The organism is Paraburkholderia ultramafica (assembly GCF_902859915.1).
Taxonomy (GTDB): Bacteria; Pseudomonadota; Gammaproteobacteria; order Burkholderiales; family Burkholderiaceae; genus Paraburkholderia; species Paraburkholderia ultramafica.
Map to the genome: position 1 here is coordinate 15,998 of NZ_CADIKK010000003.1, position 17,087 is coordinate 33,084.

Annotated in this window: 14 protein-coding genes, 5 tRNA genes and 2 pseudogenes; 17 read left to right on the top strand and 4 right to left on the bottom strand. The window is 63.0% G+C overall.

The features are described from left to right. The first annotated feature begins 38 nt into the window (after positions 1-38). From HV744_RS03845 to HV744_RS03860, 4 genes are all read left to right on the top strand, one after another. A complete protein-coding gene (locus HV744_RS03845) occupies positions 39-1,076 on the top strand; it encodes a microcin C ABC transporter permease YejB (RefSeq protein WP_175148230.1) in 1,038 nt (345 codons plus the stop codon). Then, on the top strand, positions 1,076-2,182 hold the full coding sequence (locus HV744_RS03850; RefSeq protein ID WP_175148231.1) for an ABC transporter permease: 1,107 nt from the start codon (positions 1,076-1,078) through the stop codon (positions 2,180-2,182). Before HV744_RS03845 ends, HV744_RS03850 begins: the two co-directional genes overlap by 1 nt. Then, on the top strand, positions 2,179-3,813 hold the full coding sequence (locus HV744_RS03855; protein ID WP_175148232.1) for an ABC transporter ATP-binding protein: 1,635 nt from the start codon (positions 2,179-2,181) through the stop codon (positions 3,811-3,813). The genes HV744_RS03850 and HV744_RS03855 overlap by 4 nt, the downstream gene beginning before the upstream one ends. A 138-nt stretch (positions 3,814-3,951) precedes the next feature. Beyond that, a complete protein-coding gene (locus HV744_RS03860; protein ID WP_175148233.1) occupies positions 3,952-4,620 on the top strand; it encodes a C40 family peptidase in 669 nt (222 codons plus the stop codon). A gap of 125 nt (positions 4,621-4,745) precedes the next feature. Here HV744_RS03860 and HV744_RS03865 read toward each other — a convergent pair whose 3' ends face one another. Further along, entirely contained in the window at positions 4,746-5,690 is a 945-nt protein-coding gene (locus tag HV744_RS03865; RefSeq protein WP_175148234.1) for a patatin-like phospholipase family protein, read from the bottom strand. A 470-nt stretch (positions 5,691-6,160) separates the two neighbouring features. Here HV744_RS03865 and gltX point away from each other — a divergent pair, with 470 nt between their 5' ends. From gltX to HV744_RS03895, 6 genes are all read left to right on the top strand, one after another. Next, positions 6,161-7,570, top strand: coding sequence for a glutamate--tRNA ligase (gltX, locus tag HV744_RS03870; protein WP_175148235.1), 1,410 nt, complete (start codon positions 6,161-6,163; stop codon positions 7,568-7,570). 124 nt (positions 7,571-7,694) lie between these two features. Continuing rightward, positions 7,695-7,770 (top strand) — tRNA-Ala (locus HV744_RS03875). Between the two features lie 163 nt (positions 7,771-7,933). Then, positions 7,934-8,009: transfer RNA gene (locus HV744_RS03880), tRNA-Glu, on the top strand. 91 nt (positions 8,010-8,100) lie between these two features. Further along, positions 8,101-8,177 (top strand) — tRNA-Asp (locus tag HV744_RS03885). 61 nt (positions 8,178-8,238) lie between these two features. Then, positions 8,239-8,314 (top strand) — tRNA-Glu (locus HV744_RS03890). Between the two features lie 81 nt (positions 8,315-8,395). Continuing rightward, a tRNA-Asp gene (locus HV744_RS03895) sits at positions 8,396-8,472 on the top strand. Positions 8,473-8,602: 130 nt separating this feature from the next. Here HV744_RS03895 and HV744_RS03900 read toward each other — a convergent pair. Next, entirely contained in the window at positions 8,603-8,875 is a 273-nt protein-coding gene (locus tag HV744_RS03900; protein ID WP_246278936.1) for a GtrA family protein, read from the bottom strand. Positions 8,876-8,893: 18 nt separating this feature from the next. Between HV744_RS03900 and HV744_RS03905 the strand changes: the two genes are divergently transcribed. From HV744_RS03905 to HV744_RS03925, 5 genes and pseudogenes are all read left to right on the top strand, one after another. Continuing rightward, a complete protein-coding gene (locus tag HV744_RS03905; protein ID WP_246278937.1) occupies positions 8,894-9,859 on the top strand; it encodes a CpaE/TadZ family protein in 966 nt (321 codons plus the stop codon). A gap of 5 nt (positions 9,860-9,864) precedes the next feature. Beyond that, positions 9,865-11,105 (top strand): annotated as a pseudogene (locus tag HV744_RS03910) (TadA family conjugal transfer-associated ATPase). Positions 11,106-11,156: 51 nt separating this feature from the next. Further along, positions 11,157-12,134, top strand: a complete 978-nt coding sequence (locus tag HV744_RS03915; protein WP_175148237.1) for a type II secretion system F family protein — start codon at positions 11,157-11,159, stop codon at positions 12,132-12,134. Between the two features lie 48 nt (positions 12,135-12,182). Then, a pseudogene (locus HV744_RS03920) lies at positions 12,183-12,560 on the top strand (type II secretion system F family protein); the annotation flags it as partial. A gap of 158 nt (positions 12,561-12,718) precedes the next feature. Next, positions 12,719-13,183, top strand: coding sequence for a GNAT family N-acetyltransferase (locus HV744_RS03925; protein ID WP_175148239.1), 465 nt, complete (start codon positions 12,719-12,721; stop codon positions 13,181-13,183). 33 nt (positions 13,184-13,216) lie between these two features. Here the strand turns inward: HV744_RS03925 and HV744_RS03930 are convergent, their stop codons facing one another. Continuing rightward, positions 13,217-14,116, bottom strand: coding sequence for an AraC family transcriptional regulator (locus tag HV744_RS03930; protein ID WP_175148240.1), 900 nt, complete (start codon positions 14,114-14,116; stop codon positions 13,217-13,219). Between the two features lie 183 nt (positions 14,117-14,299). Here HV744_RS03930 and rraA point away from each other — a divergent pair, with 183 nt between their 5' ends. Together rraA and HV744_RS03940 are read left to right on the top strand one after the other, a co-directional pair. Continuing rightward, a complete protein-coding gene (rraA, locus tag HV744_RS03935; RefSeq protein WP_175148241.1) occupies positions 14,300-14,794 on the top strand; it encodes a ribonuclease E activity regulator RraA in 495 nt (164 codons plus the stop codon). Between the two features lie 67 nt (positions 14,795-14,861). Further along, positions 14,862-15,263, top strand: coding sequence for a gamma-glutamylcyclotransferase family protein (locus HV744_RS03940; protein WP_175148242.1), 402 nt, complete (start codon positions 14,862-14,864; stop codon positions 15,261-15,263). Positions 15,264-15,434: 171 nt separating this feature from the next. Here HV744_RS03940 and aceB read toward each other — a convergent pair whose 3' ends face one another. Beyond that, positions 15,435-17,036: a malate synthase A gene (gene aceB, locus HV744_RS03945; protein WP_175148243.1), complete on the bottom strand. Its 1,602-nt coding sequence runs from the start codon at positions 17,034-17,036 to the stop codon at positions 15,435-15,437. Between the last annotated feature and the right edge of the window lie 51 nt (positions 17,037-17,087).

The following is a 17,087-nucleotide window of genomic DNA, read 5'->3' on the forward strand; positions in this document are numbered from 1 at the left end:
CGCGATTCATTCACCGCCTTCGCACCGGAACGCCGCCCATGTGGAGCTACATCCTCAAACGCCTGTTGCTGATGATCCCGACCTTGCTCGGCGTGCTGACGCTGACCTTCGTCGTGATCCAGTTCGTGCCGGGTGGCCCGGTCGAGCAGATGCAGCACGAACTGCGCAAGGGCGCGGAGAGCGGCGCGCCGTTCGGTCTGCGCTCGCATAGCGGCGTCGACGCGCAGCAGATCGCGCAGCTGAAGCAGCTCTATGGCTTCGACAAACCACCGCTCGAACGCTATGTGCTGATGCTCAAGCGCTTCTCGACCTTCGACCTCGGGCAGAGCTATTTCCGCCATCAAAGCGTGTGGTCGCTGATCGTGTCGAAGCTGCCGGTGTCGATCAGCATCGGCCTGTGGACCTTCTTCCTGACATACCTGATATCGGTGCCGCTCGGCATTGCGAAGGCGGTGCGCAACGGCTCGCGCTTCGATATCGCGACGAGCCTCGTGGTGCTGATCGGCTACGCGATTCCGGGCTTCGTGCTGGGCGTGCTGCTGCTCGTGCTGTTCGGCGGCGGCACGTTCCTGCAGCTGTTTCCGCTGCGCAATCTCACTTCGGACAACTGGGCGCAGCTGAGTCTTGGCGGCAAGATCGTCGACTATCTGTGGCACATCACGTTGCCGATCACGGCGTCGGTGGTCGGCAGCTTCGCGGTCATCACGATGCTGACGAAGAACGCCTTTCTCGACGAGATCCGCAAGCAATACGTGCTGACCGCGCGCGCCAAAGGTCTGTCGGAAAAGCGCGTGCTGTGGAAGCACGTGTTCCGCAATGCGTTGTTGCCGCTGATCGTGGGCTTTCCGGCAGCGTTCATCGGCGCATTCTTTACCGGCAGTCTGCTGATCGAGACGCTGTTTTCACTCGACGGGCTCGGGCTGCTGTCGTACGAATCGGTGGTGCGGCGCGACTATCCGGTCGTGCTCGGCACGCTCTATCTGTTCACGCTGATCGGCCTTGCGACCAAGCTGATCTCCGACCTCTGCTATGTGTGGGTCGATCCCCGCATCCAATTCGAACAACTGGAGCGCTGATGAATCGAGCCCGCCTTTCAGTCGACGCGGCGGCGCGCACCGAACCCGCTCGCGCGCTCATGTCGCCTTCGCCCGCGCGCCGCGTGTGGCAGCGTTTTCGCCAGCAGCGTCTGGGTTACTGGAGTCTGATCGTGTTCGTCGTGGCGTTTGCGGCGAGCCTCGCGGGCCCGCTGTGGTCGAACGACAAGCCACTGGTGGTGCGCTACGACGGCCAGTTGTATTTCCCGATGTTCAAGACTTACGCCGAGACCACGTTCGGCGGCGATTTCCCGACGCCGGCCGATTATCTCGATCCGTATATCAAGCATCGCTTCGACGCGCCGGGCAACTTCGCGCTGTATCCGCCGAATCGCTACTACTACGACACGCTGAATTACTTCTCGAAGGCGCCGAACCCGGCGCCGCCGTCGCGCGATAACTGGCTCGGCACCGACGACCGCGGCCGCGATCTGTTCGCGCGGCTGCTCTACGGCTTCCGGGTGTCGGTGGAGTTCGGGCTGGTGCTCACGCTGATCGGCACGCTACTCGGCATCGCCGCGGGCGCCGTGCAGGGTTACTTCGGAGGACGTATCGATATCGTCGGGCAGCGCCTGATTGAAATCTGGAGCGCGATGCCGGAGCTTTACCTGCTGATCATCTTTTCGTCGATCTTCGAGCCGGGCTTCATTCTGCTGATCGTGCTGCTGTCGCTGTTCGGCTGGATCGGCTTGTCCGACTACGTGCGCGCGGAGTTTCTGCGCAATCGCCACCAGGACTATGTGCGCGCGGCGCGAGCGATGGGCTTGTCGAACTGGCAGATCATGTGGCGCCACGTGCTGCCCAACAGTCTGACGCCGGTGATCACATTCCTGCCGTTCCGGATGAGCGGTGCGATTCTCGCGCTGACGAGTCTCGACTTTCTCGGCCTCGGCGTGCCGTCGCCGACACCCAGCCTCGGTGAGCTGCTCGCGCAAGGCAAGGCGAATCTCGACGCGTGGTGGATCTCGTTGTCCACCTTCGGTGTGCTGGTCGCGATGCTGTTGCTGCTGACCTTCATGGGCGACGCGCTGCGCAACGCGCTCGATACCCGCATCTCCGATGCGATGCGCGCCGGAGGCAATCAATGAGCGCAACGGTTCATAACAACGCGCAACCGGTGCCGGCGCCGCCGCTGCTGGAACTCGACCATCTGCAAGTGAGCTTCGGCGACACCGTCGCGGTGAACGACGTCACGCTCGCGATCCAGCGCGGCGAGCGGGTGGCGCTGGTCGGCGAGTCGGGCTCGGGCAAGAGTGTGACCGCGCTGTCGATCCTGCGGTTGCTGAGCGACGCGCAGGTGAGCGGCTCGATCCGTTTCGACGGCATCGATCTGCTCGGCAAAAGCGAACGCGAGATGCGCGGCATGCGTGGCTCGGACATTGCGATGATTTTCCAGGAGCCGATGACCGCGCTCAATCCGCTCTATACGGTCGGCGACCAGATAGCGGAGACCATCGTCGTGCATGACGGCGTGACGGCGAGCGAGGCGCGCAAACGCGCGGTCGCGCTGCTGGGGCGCACCGGTATCGCCGAACCGGGCAAGCGTGTAAACAGCTACCCGCATCAGCTGTCGGGCGGCCAACGGCAGCGCGCGATGATCGCGATGGCGCTCGCGTGCCGTCCACGGCTGTTGCTGGCCGACGAGCCGACCACGGCGCTCGATGTGACGATTCGCGCGCAGATCGTCGAGCTGCTGCTGGAGTTGCAACGCGACGAAGCGGAAAAGCGCGGCATGGCCGTGCTGCTGATTACGCACGATCTGAATCTGGTGCGCCACTTCGCGCAGCGCATCGCGGTGATGGAGCGAGGCGTGCTGGTCGAGAGCGGGCCGGTCGAGCAGGTGTTCGAGGCGCCGCAGCATCCTTACACGCAGCGACTGCTGGCGAGCCGGCCGCAGCGCACGGTGGTGCCGGTGCTGCCGATCTCGCCGGTGCTGCTCGAAGCGCGCGCGGTCACGGTCGACTTCAAAACGAAACTGCCGGGCTTGGGCGGCTGGTTCCGGTCGGGACGTTTTCGCGCGGTCGCCGACGCGAACGTGTCGGTGCGCCAGGGCGAGACGCTCGGGATCGTCGGCGAATCGGGTTCGGGCAAGTCGACCCTCGCGATGGCGCTGCTCGGTCTGCAACGCACCGCGCACGGCGAGATCGAGTTTCAGGGCAGGGCGCTCGGCAGGTATCGCGGTGCCGAACAGACCGCCTTACGCGCGAACATGCAGGTTGTGTTTCAGGACCCGTTCAGTTCGCTTTCGCCGCGTCAGACCATCGAACGGATCGTCGGCGAAGGACTGGCGCTGCATCGGCCACAGATGACGCCGCAAGCGCGGCGCGACAAGGTGGTGTCGGTGCTGCGCGAAGTCGGCCTCGACCGTACGGTGCTGTACCGCTATCCGCATGAATTTTCCGGCGGCCAGCGTCAGCGGATTGCGATTGCGCGCGCGCTGGTGCTCGAACCGCGCGTGCTGATCCTCGACGAACCGACCAGCGCGCTCGACGTGTCGATTCAGCAGCAAGTACTGAAATTGCTCGCCGGGTTGCAACAGAAGTACAACCTCGGCTTCGTTTTCATCAGTCACGATCTGGCCGTGATCGGGGCGATGGCGCATCGCGTCGCAGTGATGCAGAACGGTTCGATCGTCGAAAGCGGGGACGTCGAGAGGATTTTTGCGACGCCGTCGCATCCTTACACGCGAAAGCTCCTGAAAGCGGCCCTTGACCATTGATTTTTCAACCCTTTCGCCAATTGAGTGCGTATCTCGATTGTATTTTTCTATTTGTTTTGACATGTGAATACTTACTGGCTAGTATCGACCAAACTTTTTTCCGTAGACCACTGATTTTTAGGCAAAAACTACCGACCAATGCAGCACAGAAACCTGACCCAGGCTTGCACGCGCGTCGTCGCCGGGATGTTCATTGGCGTCTTGATGGCAGCAGCTCCCGGCGCGTTCGCCGACGAAGTAAGCAGTTTCGCTCAAAATGCGTCATATTCGACCGCCAGCGGGTCGAATTCCTTGTCCTTCTCCAATTCGCAAACCACCGCTTCGGCTAGCGAAGGCGGCAGCGCCAAATCGTTCCTGTCCGGCATGGCTGGCAAAGCGGGCGACGTGGTGGTCGGCGCGCTGAACATGATCGGCGTTCGCTACCGTTGGGGTGGCAATACTCCTGATTCGGGGCTCGATTGCAGCGGGTTCGTGCGCTACGTGTTTCAGGACACGCTCGGTATGGCGCTGCCGCGCCGCGCCGAGGAAATGAGCCGCGTCGGCGAGAAGGTTCGCGTGAGCGACCTGAAGCCGGGCGATCTGGTGTTCTTCAACACGATGCGCCGCACGTTCTCGCACGTTGGCATCTATATCGGCGACAACAAGTTCGTGCATTCGCCTTCCACGGGCAGCACGATCCGCGTCGACGACATGGATAGCGGCTACTGGGAAAAGCGTTTTACGGGTGCACGCCGGATCGAGGCGTCGTATCAGGAGGGCGAGGATCTGCGCAAGCGTGTGAACGCGACGATTGGCGCGAATAACTGATTCTGGCCGGGTCGGCAGTTTGGGCGCGATAAAAAAGCCTGCTTCATGCGAAGCAGGCTTTTTGCTTTTGGGCGGGTGTTTTGTGCGCAGCGCGCCCGCAGCGGCAACCTGCGCTCTCCAGCTGGCTACGCCGCCGCGCGGCTCGCGGCCAGCTTGCGTTGCAACTCCGGCATCATCTTCGCCGCCGCTTCTTCGCCAGCCAGAATCGCCGCGTTGCGCTGCGAGAAGTCGCTGCCGCTCATCGCGGCCAGATTCGGCCGGATCACGACGTCGGCGTACTTGTCGAGTTCATAGGCCTTGATCGTCTGGCCCATGATCGTGAAGGTCTGCATCAGCACGTCGAACGAACTGGCGGTCAGGCCGCTTTCCGGGCGCTGCGAAATATCCACGGCGATCACGAAATCCGCGCCCATCTTGCGCGCGAACGAGGCCGGCACCGGACTCACCAGGCCGCCGTCGACGTATTCATGGCCGCCGATCTTCACCGGCTCGAAAATCGACGGCACGCTGCACGATGCGCGCACTGCGATGCCGGTGTTGCCGCGCTGGAACAGGATCGGCTGACCGGTTTTCAGATCGGTGGCCACCACGCCGAGCGGCTTGGGCATCTTCTCGATCGGGCGATTGTTCAGTGTCTTGTTCAGGTAGTTCTGCAGCGCGACGCCTTGCAGAAAACCGCGCGTGCGAAACGGCATCGCCCAGTCGCTGATCGACGCTTCGTCCATGGTCAGCGCGAGCTTGTTCAGCGCAAAGCCGTTCATGCCCGATGCGTACAGCGCGCCGACCACCGAACCGGCGCTGGTGCCGGCCACCAGGTCGATCTGGATATTGCGCGCCTCGAGCGCCTTGATCACGCCGATATGCGCGAAGCCACGCGCGGCGCCGCCGCCCAGCGCAAGCGCGACGCGCACCGGCCGCGGCGATTTCTCAGGCGGCGGGTTGACGGTGGGCGTGGCGGCGACCGGCGCGCAGTCGGTTTTGCCGCCGGTCGTGGTGCAGGCGGCCAGTACCGCGGAGGCGGCTGCCAATGAAAAGTTGCGGCGGGCGAGACGGGGTGAAGAGGGTTTCAACGAATTCTCCAGCAGCGGCGCGGGCGACGCATTCGGCGTCGCCGCGGGCCGCGATCAGGCTGATGGTCAGACGGACAGGATCGCCGCGGCGATTCCGCGCGCTGTGGACCTATCTCCAGCCGCAGCGCGCGCACATCATAAATCAAAGCCCCGCGCGCGCGGCGGCCTGGTAATGAAACGTTGCAGAGGAAGCCTTCGGGTGACTTGGAGCGCGGCTTTAAGGTGGCCTCGGCGTGGCTTGTATGTCGCTCAGGCGCCCGCCAGCGCTCGAACACACATCGTCGCGCACACCGCCATCGGCCATTCGGACGAGGCCAGGCAACGCGCGTGCGGAAGGTATAATTCGGCTCTCGCATTTATTTCCCTCGTGTCCATGCCCGGCGCTGTGTGCCGCATGGGCGCGGTCCGCTGCCGCGCTTCACGGGCGATGTCCGTCCAGGCGCCGACGCCAGTCTTCCGAGTAACCGCTAATGACCACCTCCGTTCGTACCCGTTTTGCACCGAGTCCCACTGGCTTCATCCACCTCGGCAACATTCGCTCCGCGCTCTATCCGTGGGCGTTCGCGCGCAAGATGAAAGGGACCTTCGTGCTGCGGATCGAGGACACCGACGTCGAGCGCTCCACCAGCGAATCCGTCGACGCCATTCTTGAAGGCATGGCGTGGCTCGGCCTCGATTTCGACGAAGGCCCGTTCTACCAGATGCAGCGCATGGACCGTTACCGCGAAGTGCTCAGGCAGATGCAGGACGCGGGCCTCGTCTACCCGTGCTACATGTCGACGGAAGAGCTCGATGCACTGCGCGACCGGCAACGCGAAGCGGGCGAAAAGCCGCGCTATGACGGCACGTGGCGTCCGGAGCCGGGCAAGGTTCTGCCGCAGCCGCCGGAAGGCGTGCAGCCCGTGCTGCGCTTCCGTAATCCGCTGACCGGCGTGGTCGCATGGGACGACGCGGTGAAGGGCCGCATCGAGATCTCGAACGAAGAGCTCGACGACCTCGTGATCGCGCGCCCGGACGGCACGCCCACCTACAACTTCTGCGTGGTGGTCGACGATCTGGACATGCGCATCACGCACGTGATTCGCGGCGACGATCACGTGAACAACACGCCGCGGCAGATCAACATCCTGCACGCGCTCGGCGGCGAAACGCCGGTGTACGCGCACTTGCCGACCGTGCTGAACGAGCAGGGCGAGAAGATGAGCAAACGTCACGGCGCAATGAGCGTGGTCGGCTATCGCGACGCCGGTTATCTGCCGGAAGCGGTGGTCAACTATCTGGCGCGTCTGGGCTGGTCGCATGGCGACGCGGAAGTGTTCACGCGCGAGCAGTTCATCGAATGGTTCGATCTGGAGCACCTGGGCAAGTCGCCGGCTCAGTACGACCACGACAAGCTGAACTGGCTCAATGCGCACTACATCAAGGAAGCGGACAACGCGCGCCTCGCCGGGCTTGCCAGGCCGTTCTTCGCGGAGCTGGGTATCGAGGAAGCCGCGCTCGCTCAGGGCGCGGATCTGACGGCGGTGATAGGCTTGCTGAAGGATCGTGCGTCGACGGTGAAGGAGATCGCGGAGAACGCCGCGATGTTCTATCGCACGCCGGCGCCCGACGCCGAATCGCTGGCGCAGCACGTAACCGGCCTGGTGCGTCCGGCGCTCGCCGATCTGGCCGCTGCGCTGAAGACCGTGGAGTGGACCAGGGAGGCGATCGCCGCCGCGCTGAAGACGACGCTTGGCGCGCACAAGCTGAAGATGCCGCAGCTGGCGATGCCGGTTCGTCTGCTGGTGGCGGGCACGACGCACACGCCATCGATCGACAGCGTGCTGATGCTGTTCGGCCGTGACGTCGTCGTGGGCCGCATTGAAAAAGCGCTGGCTTGATCGAGCGGGTTCGCGCGTGCGTTGAGAGGGTTTGCATACGGCCTGAAAAAAGTCGCATGTAATTGCTCAAAGGGTATTTACAAAGCGCAGATTGGCCTCTAAAATCTCGTTTCTCTGATGTGCAGGGGGTATAGCTCAGCTGGGAGAGCGCTTGCATGGCATGCAAGAGGTCAGCGGTTCGATCCCGCTTACCTCCACCAACAGCAGAGTAAAGTTGTTCTGAAGTCTGGAAGTTGTAGAAAAAAAGACTTCACAAACGGCTGCAACGTAGTTAGAATATCGGTCTTCGCAGTTGACGAAACGAAATAACTGACAAGTTAGCGTGAGTTAGCGGCGAATTAAAGACAGATCTGAAAAGATTATGTCCCCTTCGTCTAGAGGCCTAGGACATCACCCTTTCACGGTGAGTACAGGGGTTCGAATCCCCTAGGGGACGCCAAACATCAGCGTCGCTTTAGTATTCGAGTAATAGTGAAGCAGCGCAGCTTGCAGAGAAATAACCGACGCTCGCAAGCCAGGGTGTAAAGACTGGAGTGGTAGTTCAGTCGGTTAGAATACCGGCCTGTCACGCCGGGGGTCGCGGGTTCGAGTCCCGTCCACTCCGCCAGACAAAGCCCGTTCATTCAAACCTGAACGGGCTTTTTCATTAAAGGTGTAAGCAGTACGTTGTCCCCTTCGTCTAGAGGCCTAGGACATCACCCTTTCACGGTGAGTACAGGGGTTCGAATCCCCTAGGGGACGCCAAAAACACCGGCGTCGTTCGGTTGGAAGTTTGAACGGTGCAATAGGTGAATGAGCGTAGCTCACAAGCCACGAGCAAAATCTGGAGCGGTAGTTCAGTTGGTTAGAATACCGGCCTGTCACGCCGGGGGTCGCGGGTTCGAGTCCCGTCCGCTCCGCCAGATTGCTGTTGGAAGACGTTCAATACAGTCAAGTAATAAGCAAAAAGCCCGCGCCTAGCGGGCTTTTTGCTTTCATAGGCGCCGATCTTCAATGCGTTTCATGATCTCCGAGCCGTTGACGCGCACAGCTTCAACGATAGGTCCACTGCCGATGGGCGACGAACGCGAGTGGTGGAACAACGCAAACCACCATCGCAATGCCCAATCCCGGACTGGCCCCGGCCACCTGCATGACGTGCGACACCAGCGTGGTCAGTGCCAGACCTGACAGTGAAACGACCACGAATCGCCAGACGTTCGTCAGAGCGGGAACAGAGGAGAAGCTCCAGAACGTATTGAGGAGATAGGCCCCTCCCGTCGAACAGGCAAATGCAATCGCGTTGGCAGAGGGCGGCGACTGCAAGCGGGAACAGCCGCGCTGGTGATTTCCGATGACTCGTCGCAGACGCTGATCGCCGCGATGCGGGCAGGCATTCGCGATGTGCTTGGCTGGCCGGTCGACAAGCGTTCTCTCGGGGACGCGCTGTTGCGTGCCGAAAGCCAGCGGACGCTGCGCGGCGCCCGCGAGACCCAGGTGGTGTCGTTCATCTCCTGCAAGGGTGGGGCGGGCACGAGCCTCATCGCCAGCAACATCGCGCACGCGATTGCAGCCACCCAGGAGCAGCGGGTTCTGCTGATCGACCTCAATCAGTCGTTCGGCGACGCGGCGTTCCTGCTGACCGACGAGATCCCGGCTTCGACACTGCCGCAGATGTGCACGCAAGTGGGGCGCATGGATGCGGCCTTCTTCGACGCGAGTCTGCTGCACGTCAGCGAGAATTTCCACGTTCTTGCGGGTGCCGGCAATCCGGTCAAGGCAGCCGATATCAAGGAAGACCGGCTGGAATGGATCATGGGTGTCGCCGTGCCGCGTTATGACTTCGTGGTGATCGATCTCGGGCAAACCATCAATCAACTGTCGATTCTGGCGCTGGACCGCAGCGACCAGATTCATATGGTGTTGCAGGCCAGCATGCCGCACGTGCGGGCCGGGCGCCAACTGCAGGAGATCCTCGCATCGCTCGGCTGTGCGCCCGACCAGATCCGGCTGTTGCTGAACCGGTACGCGCGCCACGGCGAACGGGCGCGCGCCGCGCTGGAAGAGGTGCTCGGCATGCGTCCGTATCAGTTCATCCCTGAAGACGTCTCGGTGGTTGCGGCGGCGATGGACCAGGGCTTGCCGATCGCGAAGACTGCGCGTGGCAGCAGTGTGTCGCGCAGCCTGCAGATGCTGGCGGAGAACATTGTCAAGCGGGCCCCGCTGTCCGGACGTAACCATGCGCAGGGCGAGTCGCTGTTCGCCCGCATGCTCGGCCGCAACGCCGGGCCGAAACCTGGAACCATGTAGAAACGATCGAGGAGCACGGCACGTCGCTGCGTGAAAAGATTTCGTCCCAACGTGTGCAGTCGCTTGGCGAATACCATGAGAGCGCACATTCGCGGAGCGGCATGCTCCGGGCCGCGTATCAGAAATTGAAGCAGGAGATCCACCAACTCGTGCTCGAACGCGTCGAACTGGAGCGCCTGTCCCGGCTGCCGTCCGAGCAGGTCCGGCAGGAGATCGGCACGCTGATCGGCCGCATCCTCGAGGAAGAGAAAGCGCCCGCCAACGATCTGGAGCGCAAGCAGCTGGTTGTCGACATTCATGACGAGATGTTCGGCTTCGGTCCACTCGAGGCGTTGCTTAGGGATCCGACCATTTCCGATATCCTCGTCAACACGTCCCGGCATACCTATGTTGAACGCAAAGGGCGGCTCGAGCTGACCGACGCGACCTTCTATGACGACGCGCATTTGATGAAAGTGATCGAAAAGATCGTGTCGCGTGTTGGACGGCGCATCGACGAATCGAGTCCGATGGTCGATGCGCGATTGCCGGACGGCTCGCGCGTCAATGCAATCGTGCCGCCGTCGGCTGTCGACGGGCCGCTGCTGTCGATTCGGCGCTTTGCTGTCAATCCGCTGCAGGTCGCCGACCTCGTCGAGTTGCAAAGCCTGACCCCGCCGATGGCGGAGCTACTCGATGCGCTGTCGCGAGCGAAGGTCAACATCCTCGCTTCAGGCGGTACGGGCAGCGGCAAGACGACCTTGCTGAATATCCTGTCCGGCTTCATTCCGGGAGACGAGCGCATCGTCACGATCGAAGACGCCGCGGAACTGCAACTGCGTCAACAGCATGTGCTCAGACTCGAAACCCGTCCGCCGAATATCGAAGGGCGGGGCGAGATCTCGCAGCGCACGCTGGTGCGCAACGCGCTGCGCATGCGCCCCGACCGGATCATTCTTGGCGAAGTGCGTGGCGAGGAAGCGCTCGACATGCTCAACGCGATGAATACCGGCCACGAGGGGTCGCTTGCCACCATCCACGCGAACACGCCGCGCGACGCGCTGACTCGCCTCGAAAACATGCTCGGCATGGCTGGGCTCGGGCTGCCTTCACCTTCAAGCGCACGGGTGTCGATGCCAACGGGAACATCCAGGGATGGTTTTGTGCGACCGGCGTGCGGCCGAAATTCGCCGAGCGGCTGCAGGCGTTTGGCGTCGGCTTGCCGGACCAGATCTACGATCCGTGCCGGCGCTTCGAGACAAAGTGACCCGCATGATCCGAGTCGCGAGCAGCTCATCCGGATACGCAGGAGACCCGCATGGCACTGATCTTCTACGCCTTCATCATCTTGCTGTTTGCTGCCGTGGTGCTTGCGTTCGAGGGCGTCTACCACTGGTGGAACGACCGGCACGGACCTGCGGCCGGGCGGTTCGAATCGCGCCTGCGTGCGATGTCCGCCGGCGGGCATGTCAACAAGCAGCGCCTGTCGATTCTGAAGCAGAGCATGCTGAACGAGTCGAAGCTGGTCGACCGGATGCTCATGCGCGTACCGCGCATTCAATCGGTCGACTTGATGCTTCAGCAGTCAGGGCTCGGCTGGTCGGTGGCGCGGCTGGTCGCTACCTGCATCGCGCTGCCGCCGATCGTGATGGCGGCTGCCATCTTCGCACCGGTGCCGACCCTGCTCGCCGGACTCGTCGCATTGTGCACGAGTGCACTTCCGGTCCTTTACGTCCGCCGCAAGCGTAACAAGCGCCTGCGTCAACTCGAGCGGCAGTTGCCGGATGTCTCTGACATGCTGGCTCGCGCGTTGCGCTCGGGACACTCGTTTTCGGGAGCAATCGGCATGGTCAGTGACGATTTCGCCGAACCGATGAGCAGCGAGTTCCGTATCACCTTCGACGAGGTCAATTACGGCGTCCCGCTGCATGACGTGTTGTTGAACCTCGGCACGCGCGTGCCCATCAGCGATCTGCGCTACTTCGTGATCGCCGTGCTGATCCAGCGGGAAACCGGCGGCAATCTTGCTGAGGTGCTGGATGGCATTTCCGCGCTCATCCGCGAGCGCTTCAAGCTGTTCGACAAGATCCGCGTGCTGTCGGCCGAAGGCAAGATGTCCGCCTGGGTGCTCGGATTGCTCCCGTTCGGCACCGGCGCTCTGATGCTGCTGGCCAATCCGACTTTCCTGGAAGTGCTATGGCAGGATCCCGCCGGACTGAAGATGGTAGGCGCCACGCTTGTTTCGATGCTGTTCGGTCTGCTATGGATGCGGCGCATCGTGCGGATTCGGGTTTAGTGCCGTTTGATTCTGGCGCGACGGCTTGCGCGTCACCGAGGAGGAACTATGGAAACGCTCCAAACGATGCAGGTGGTGTTGCTGATCGGCCTGTTCGCCGTGGTGTTTGCCTGTGCATTCGGCGCGATGCTGGTATTCGCGCCGCGTGACATGCGGCGCCGTATCGAGCAGGCTGGCGGTGCGAAGGTCGCGGCAACGGCGGTGTCCGGCGGCGAATTGCCTGGCAGTGGCTGGATCGAGAAGCTGGCGGAGATCTCCGAGCCCATTTCGAAACTGTCGATTCCGAAGGAGGGCTGGGACCAGTCCGCGCTACGCGTGCGGATGATGAACGCGGGCTGGCGCACGCCGGCGGCCGCTGCGGTCTATTTCGCCGCGAAGACCGTACTGGCGATTGCGTTGCCGCTGCTTGCGATGAGCTGGCTCGTGGTCTTGCCAGGTCCGGCGTTCATTCACATCTACCGGGTGCTGTTGCCTACCATGACGGGCACTGCGGAATAAATGCTTTGGTATGCTCGGGACAAACAGGCATTGCCAGCGCGCGCGGCCTGTTTTACCGTTGACCGACTCATTATCGTTGTTCCGCCATGTTCGATCCAACCGAAGCCCCGTCACCGTTTCATCTGCGCAATGCCAGCATGGACGATTTCGAGTTCGCCGAGGCGCTGACTCGCAACAACATGGGCGGCTACTATCGCCGGCACCATCTGGTCTGGCGTGGCGATCTGTTTCTCGGCAGCTGGCGCGAATCGGAGAATTTTATTCTCGAAGTGGATGGCCAGCCGATCGGCGTGCTGCGCATCACGCAGGAGGGCGATTCGCTGCACATCCGCGACGTGCAGATTGCCGAAGGGCATCGGCGGCTTGGCGCCGGCACGTATCTGCTCGACATCTCGCATCAATGGGCGCGCGAGCGTGGGCTGCGCGAATTGCAACTGCGCGTGTTCGTCGACAATCCCGCCGCGCGGCTTTATCAGCGCAAGGGCTATAAGCTCGCGGGGCCGCGTCTCGCGCAGCTTGGCGCGATCCGTCATCTGGCCCGGCGGGTCTGAGACCGCGACTCAGTGGGCAACTCCGTGGGCAACTCAGCGGGCGGCACCGCTCGACGCATCCGCGCGATCTTGCGCCGCTTCTTCTTCCGCCTCCGCGTCGCCGTGTTCACCCTTTTCCGCACGATGTTCCGAACCCCGCTCGATGAACGCCCGCGGACTTTCGCCGAACGCGCGCCGGAACATCGCGGAGAACGCGCTCTGGCTCTGATAGCCGAGTTCCTGCGCGACATGCGAGAGCGGACGCCCCTGGCTCAACAGCGGAATCGCGCGCGCCAGAATTGCTTGCTGACGCCATTGCGAAAAGCTCACGCCCAACTCCTGACGAAACAGCCGCGCGATCGTGCGCGTACTCGCGCCCACGCTGGATGCCCATTGTTCGAGCGACTCGCCGTGCGTCGGGTCAGCGATCACGGCCTCGCACAGCGCCCGCAGACGCTTTTCGTTGGGCATCGGCACGGACAGCGGCAGCGGCTCCGAGCGCGTCAGTTCGTCGAGTGCGAGTGCGCCGAGCAACTGCTCGCGCGCGGCCGAAATGCCGGGTGTATCGAGCGCGGCGATCACCTCCCGCAGCAGGTCCGACACTTCGACGACGCGCGGTGTATCCAGCCCGGCCGGCACGGTGCTTTCGGTGATGTAGAGCGTGCGCAGGAACGCGTCTTCGATGGCCACCACTTCGTGCGTCACGTGTGGCGGCACCCAGATCGCCCGCGACGGCGGCACCATCCACGTCGTGCCGGTTGTCGCGACCCGCAGCACGCCGCGCGACGCATAGGCCACCTGAGCCCACGCATGCGTATGACGCGCGATGCGCCAGCCCGAAGGCATCTGCCGCGAGCGCACGCGAATCGGATGCGTCTCGTTCGGCTGGAACTCGGGCGGAATGTCGACAAAGCGGACGAAGCTCGACAGCTCGGAGTCGGCGGACGAAGTCATGGCGCAGATCGATCCAGATAACGGAGTGCTGGAAGCCGGTGTGAAGCGTGGAACTACGGCATGCGCAAAGCGCTGCCATCACAGGTCCGGCACCACGCCCACAGCGGGCCTCATCATTGTAGATGTTGCCTGCAACCCGCCGTTGCATAATGTCCCGATTGCCCGGACCCCGAGGAGAACCTCATGAGCTTTGCTACCGCGGATTTGTGCGACGCACACGAAGACCAGTTGGCGCTCGGCACGTTGCGCGTGCTCGAGCCGGTCTTTCACCTGTTCAGCCGTGCCGAGTGCTTCAGCGGCGAAGCCGTGACGCTGAAAGTATTCGAAGACAATGCGCTGGTGCGCGCCACGCTCGAAGAGAAGGGCGCGGGCCGCGTGCTGGTGGTCGACGGCGGCGGCAGCCTGCGTTGCGCGCTGGTCGGCGGCAACCTTGCTCAGCTCGCGGAACAGAACGGCTGGGCGGGCATCGTGCTGAACGGCTGCGTGCGCGATACGCAGGAACTCAACGAAGTCAACGTCGGCGTGGCGGCGCTCGCCACCTGTCCGCGGCGCGGCCAGAAGCGCGGCGCCGGCGAGCGCGGCGTGGCGGTGCAGTTGCCCGGCGCGCTGGTGCGTCCCGGCGAATGGATCTACGCGGATATCGACGGCGTGCTCGTTGCGAGCGCGGCGCTGAACTGACCTGCCGGCTGACCCCCCGCCTCGAACCGAAGCCACCCGAACCCTCATTCAAGGAGAGCAAACGACGATGCAGACCGTCTTTGTATACGGCACGTTGCGTGCCGGTGAAGTGAACGACATCAGCGCAGCCGCGGCGCGCAACGAGATCGCCGCGCCGAATCGGCTCGGCACGGCGACTGTGCGCGGCCATCTGTTCGACTTCGGCTTGTACCCGGGCCTCGTCGTCGACGAAGCGGGCATCGACGTGATCGGCGACGTCTACGAAATCGACGATGCGCTGGTCGCGGTGCTCGATGAAATCGAAGCCGTGTATCCGGGTGTCGAGAATCGCTTCCTCGCGCGCGAGGTGATGGTGAAAGTAGACGGTAACGTCGTGAATTGCCGCTTCTATCCGGTCGCGCCGAATGCGGTGAAGGGCCTGCCCGAAATCAAATCGGGCGACTGGATCGAGTACCGCAACACGCGCTGACTGAGCGCGGCGCACGCGCGCGACGAAGGCGTAACGCGTGCAAAAAAAAGGCGGCCCGGCAGGCTTGCGCCTGTCGGGCCGTGTGGTCGGTCAGTCTTGCGACTCAAGCAGCCTTCACGCTGCTCATCGCGCGTAAAGGCAAGCTTGCTACAGCGTCGTGCGTCGACGGCCTCAGATTTCCTCGTACAGCGGCAGCGTCAGGAAGTCGGTGAACTGCTCCGACGTCGACATCTGTTCGAAGATCTGCGCGGCGCGCTCATACGGCTTCGTATCGCCGCCCACCGCCTGCTTCACCTTGTCGAGCTCCTGCGCCGACAGCTCGCGCACGAGTTCGACTGTGACCTTGCGGCCGTCGTCGAGCTTGCCCTTCGGTGAGCGAATCCATTGCCACACCTGCGAGCGTGAGATTTCCGCGGTGGCGGCGTCTTCCATCAGGTTGTGAATCGGCACGCAGCCATTGCCCGCGAGCCACGACCCCAGGTAGTGAATGCCGACATTGATGTTGTTGCGCAGACCGCCTTCGGTGATGGGCGTTTCCGGACGGAAGTCCGTCAGGTCGGTGGCCGTGACGAGCACGTCGTCGCGTTGCTTGCCGATCTGGTTCGGCTTGTCGCCGAGCACCTTGACGAACTCTGCCATCGCGATCGGCACGAGGCCCGGATGCGCGACCCAGCCGCCGTCGTAGCCGTCGCCGGCATCGCGCGCCTTGTCGGAGCGCACGCCGCCCATTGCGCGGTCGTTGGCCGCCGGATCGTTCTTGATCGGAATCAGCGCGCTCATGCCGCCGATCGCCGGCGCGTTGCGGCGATGGCAGGTCTTCAGCAGCAACAGCGCATACGCGCGCATGAACGGCGACGTCATCGTGATCTGCGAGCGGTCGGCGAGGCAGAAATCGCGGTCCGCCTTGAACTTCTTGATCGCCGAGAAGATGTAGTCCCAGCGCCCGGCGTTCAGCCCCGAGCTATGTTCGCGCAGTTCGTACAGGATCTCGTCCATCTCGAACGCGGCGACGATCGTTTCGATCAGCACCGTCGCGCGAATCGTACCGCGCGGCACGTCGAGCGCTTCCTGCGCGGCGACGAAGATGTCGTTCCACAGGCGCGCTTCCAGATGGCTCTCCATCTTCGGCAGATAGAAGTATGGGCCCGAGCCGCGCGCGACCAGTTCCTTCGCGTTGTGAACCATGAACAGCGCAAAGTCGAAGATGCCGCCCGACACACGCTTGCCGTCCACCTTCACGTGCTTCTCGTCGAGGTGCCAGCCGCGCGGACGCACGATCAGCGTGGCGACCTTGTCGTTCAGTCGGTACGACTTGCCGTTCTGCTCCAGCGAAATCGTGCGGCGCACCGCGTCGTTCAGATTGATGTGGCCGGTGATCTGGTTATCCCAGCTCGGCGCATTCGAATCCTCGAAGTCGGTCATGTACGAATCCGCGCCCGAGTTCAGCGCGTTGATGATCATCTTGCGCTCGACCGGACCGGTGATCTCCACGCGGCGGCATTGCAGATCGTGCGGCAGCGGCGCGATTTTCCAGTCGCCTTCGCGCACGCTTTTCGTCTCGGCGAGGAAGTCGGGACGCTCGCCGGCGTCGAGCCGTTTCGTGCGTTCCACCCGCGCTTGCAGCAGCTGCTGACGGCGCGGTTCGAAAGTGCGATGCAGTGCGGCGACGAGCTCGAGCGCTTCGCGCGTGAGGATCGCTGCATAGCCCGGCTTGATCTCAGCCGTGATTTCCATGCCCTGCGGCAGCGACAACGATGACAGCGGGTTCGCCATGTTTTCTCCTGGTCGGTCAGATCGCAAAGATGCAAATGTTGAAAAGCGGTT

Coding starts and splice junctions, on each gene's coding strand:
- HV744_RS03845 (WP_175148230.1), top strand. CDS start 39: ATGTGGAGCTACATCCTCAAACGCCTGTTGCTGATGATCCCGACCTTG.
- HV744_RS03850 (WP_175148231.1), top strand. CDS start 1,076: ATGAATCGAGCCCGCCTTTCAGTCGACGCGGCGGCGCGCACCGAACCC.
- HV744_RS03855 (WP_175148232.1), top strand. CDS start 2,179: ATGAGCGCAACGGTTCATAACAACGCGCAACCGGTGCCGGCGCCGCCG.
- HV744_RS03860 (WP_175148233.1), top strand. CDS start 3,952: ATGCAGCACAGAAACCTGACCCAGGCTTGCACGCGCGTCGTCGCCGGG.
- gltX (WP_175148235.1), top strand. CDS start 6,161: ATGACCACCTCCGTTCGTACCCGTTTTGCACCGAGTCCCACTGGCTTC.
- HV744_RS03915 (WP_175148237.1), top strand. CDS start 11,157: ATGGCACTGATCTTCTACGCCTTCATCATCTTGCTGTTTGCTGCCGTG.
- HV744_RS03925 (WP_175148239.1), top strand. CDS start 12,719: ATGTTCGATCCAACCGAAGCCCCGTCACCGTTTCATCTGCGCAATGCC.
- HV744_RS03930 (WP_175148240.1), bottom strand. CDS start 14,116: ATGACTTCGTCCGCCGACTCCGAGCTGTCGAGCTTCGTCCGCTTTGTC.
- rraA (WP_175148241.1), top strand. CDS start 14,300: ATGAGCTTTGCTACCGCGGATTTGTGCGACGCACACGAAGACCAGTTG.
- HV744_RS03940 (WP_175148242.1), top strand. CDS start 14,862: ATGCAGACCGTCTTTGTATACGGCACGTTGCGTGCCGGTGAAGTGAAC.
- aceB (WP_175148243.1), bottom strand. CDS start 17,036: ATGGCGAACCCGCTGTCATCGTTGTCGCTGCCGCAGGGCATGGAAATC.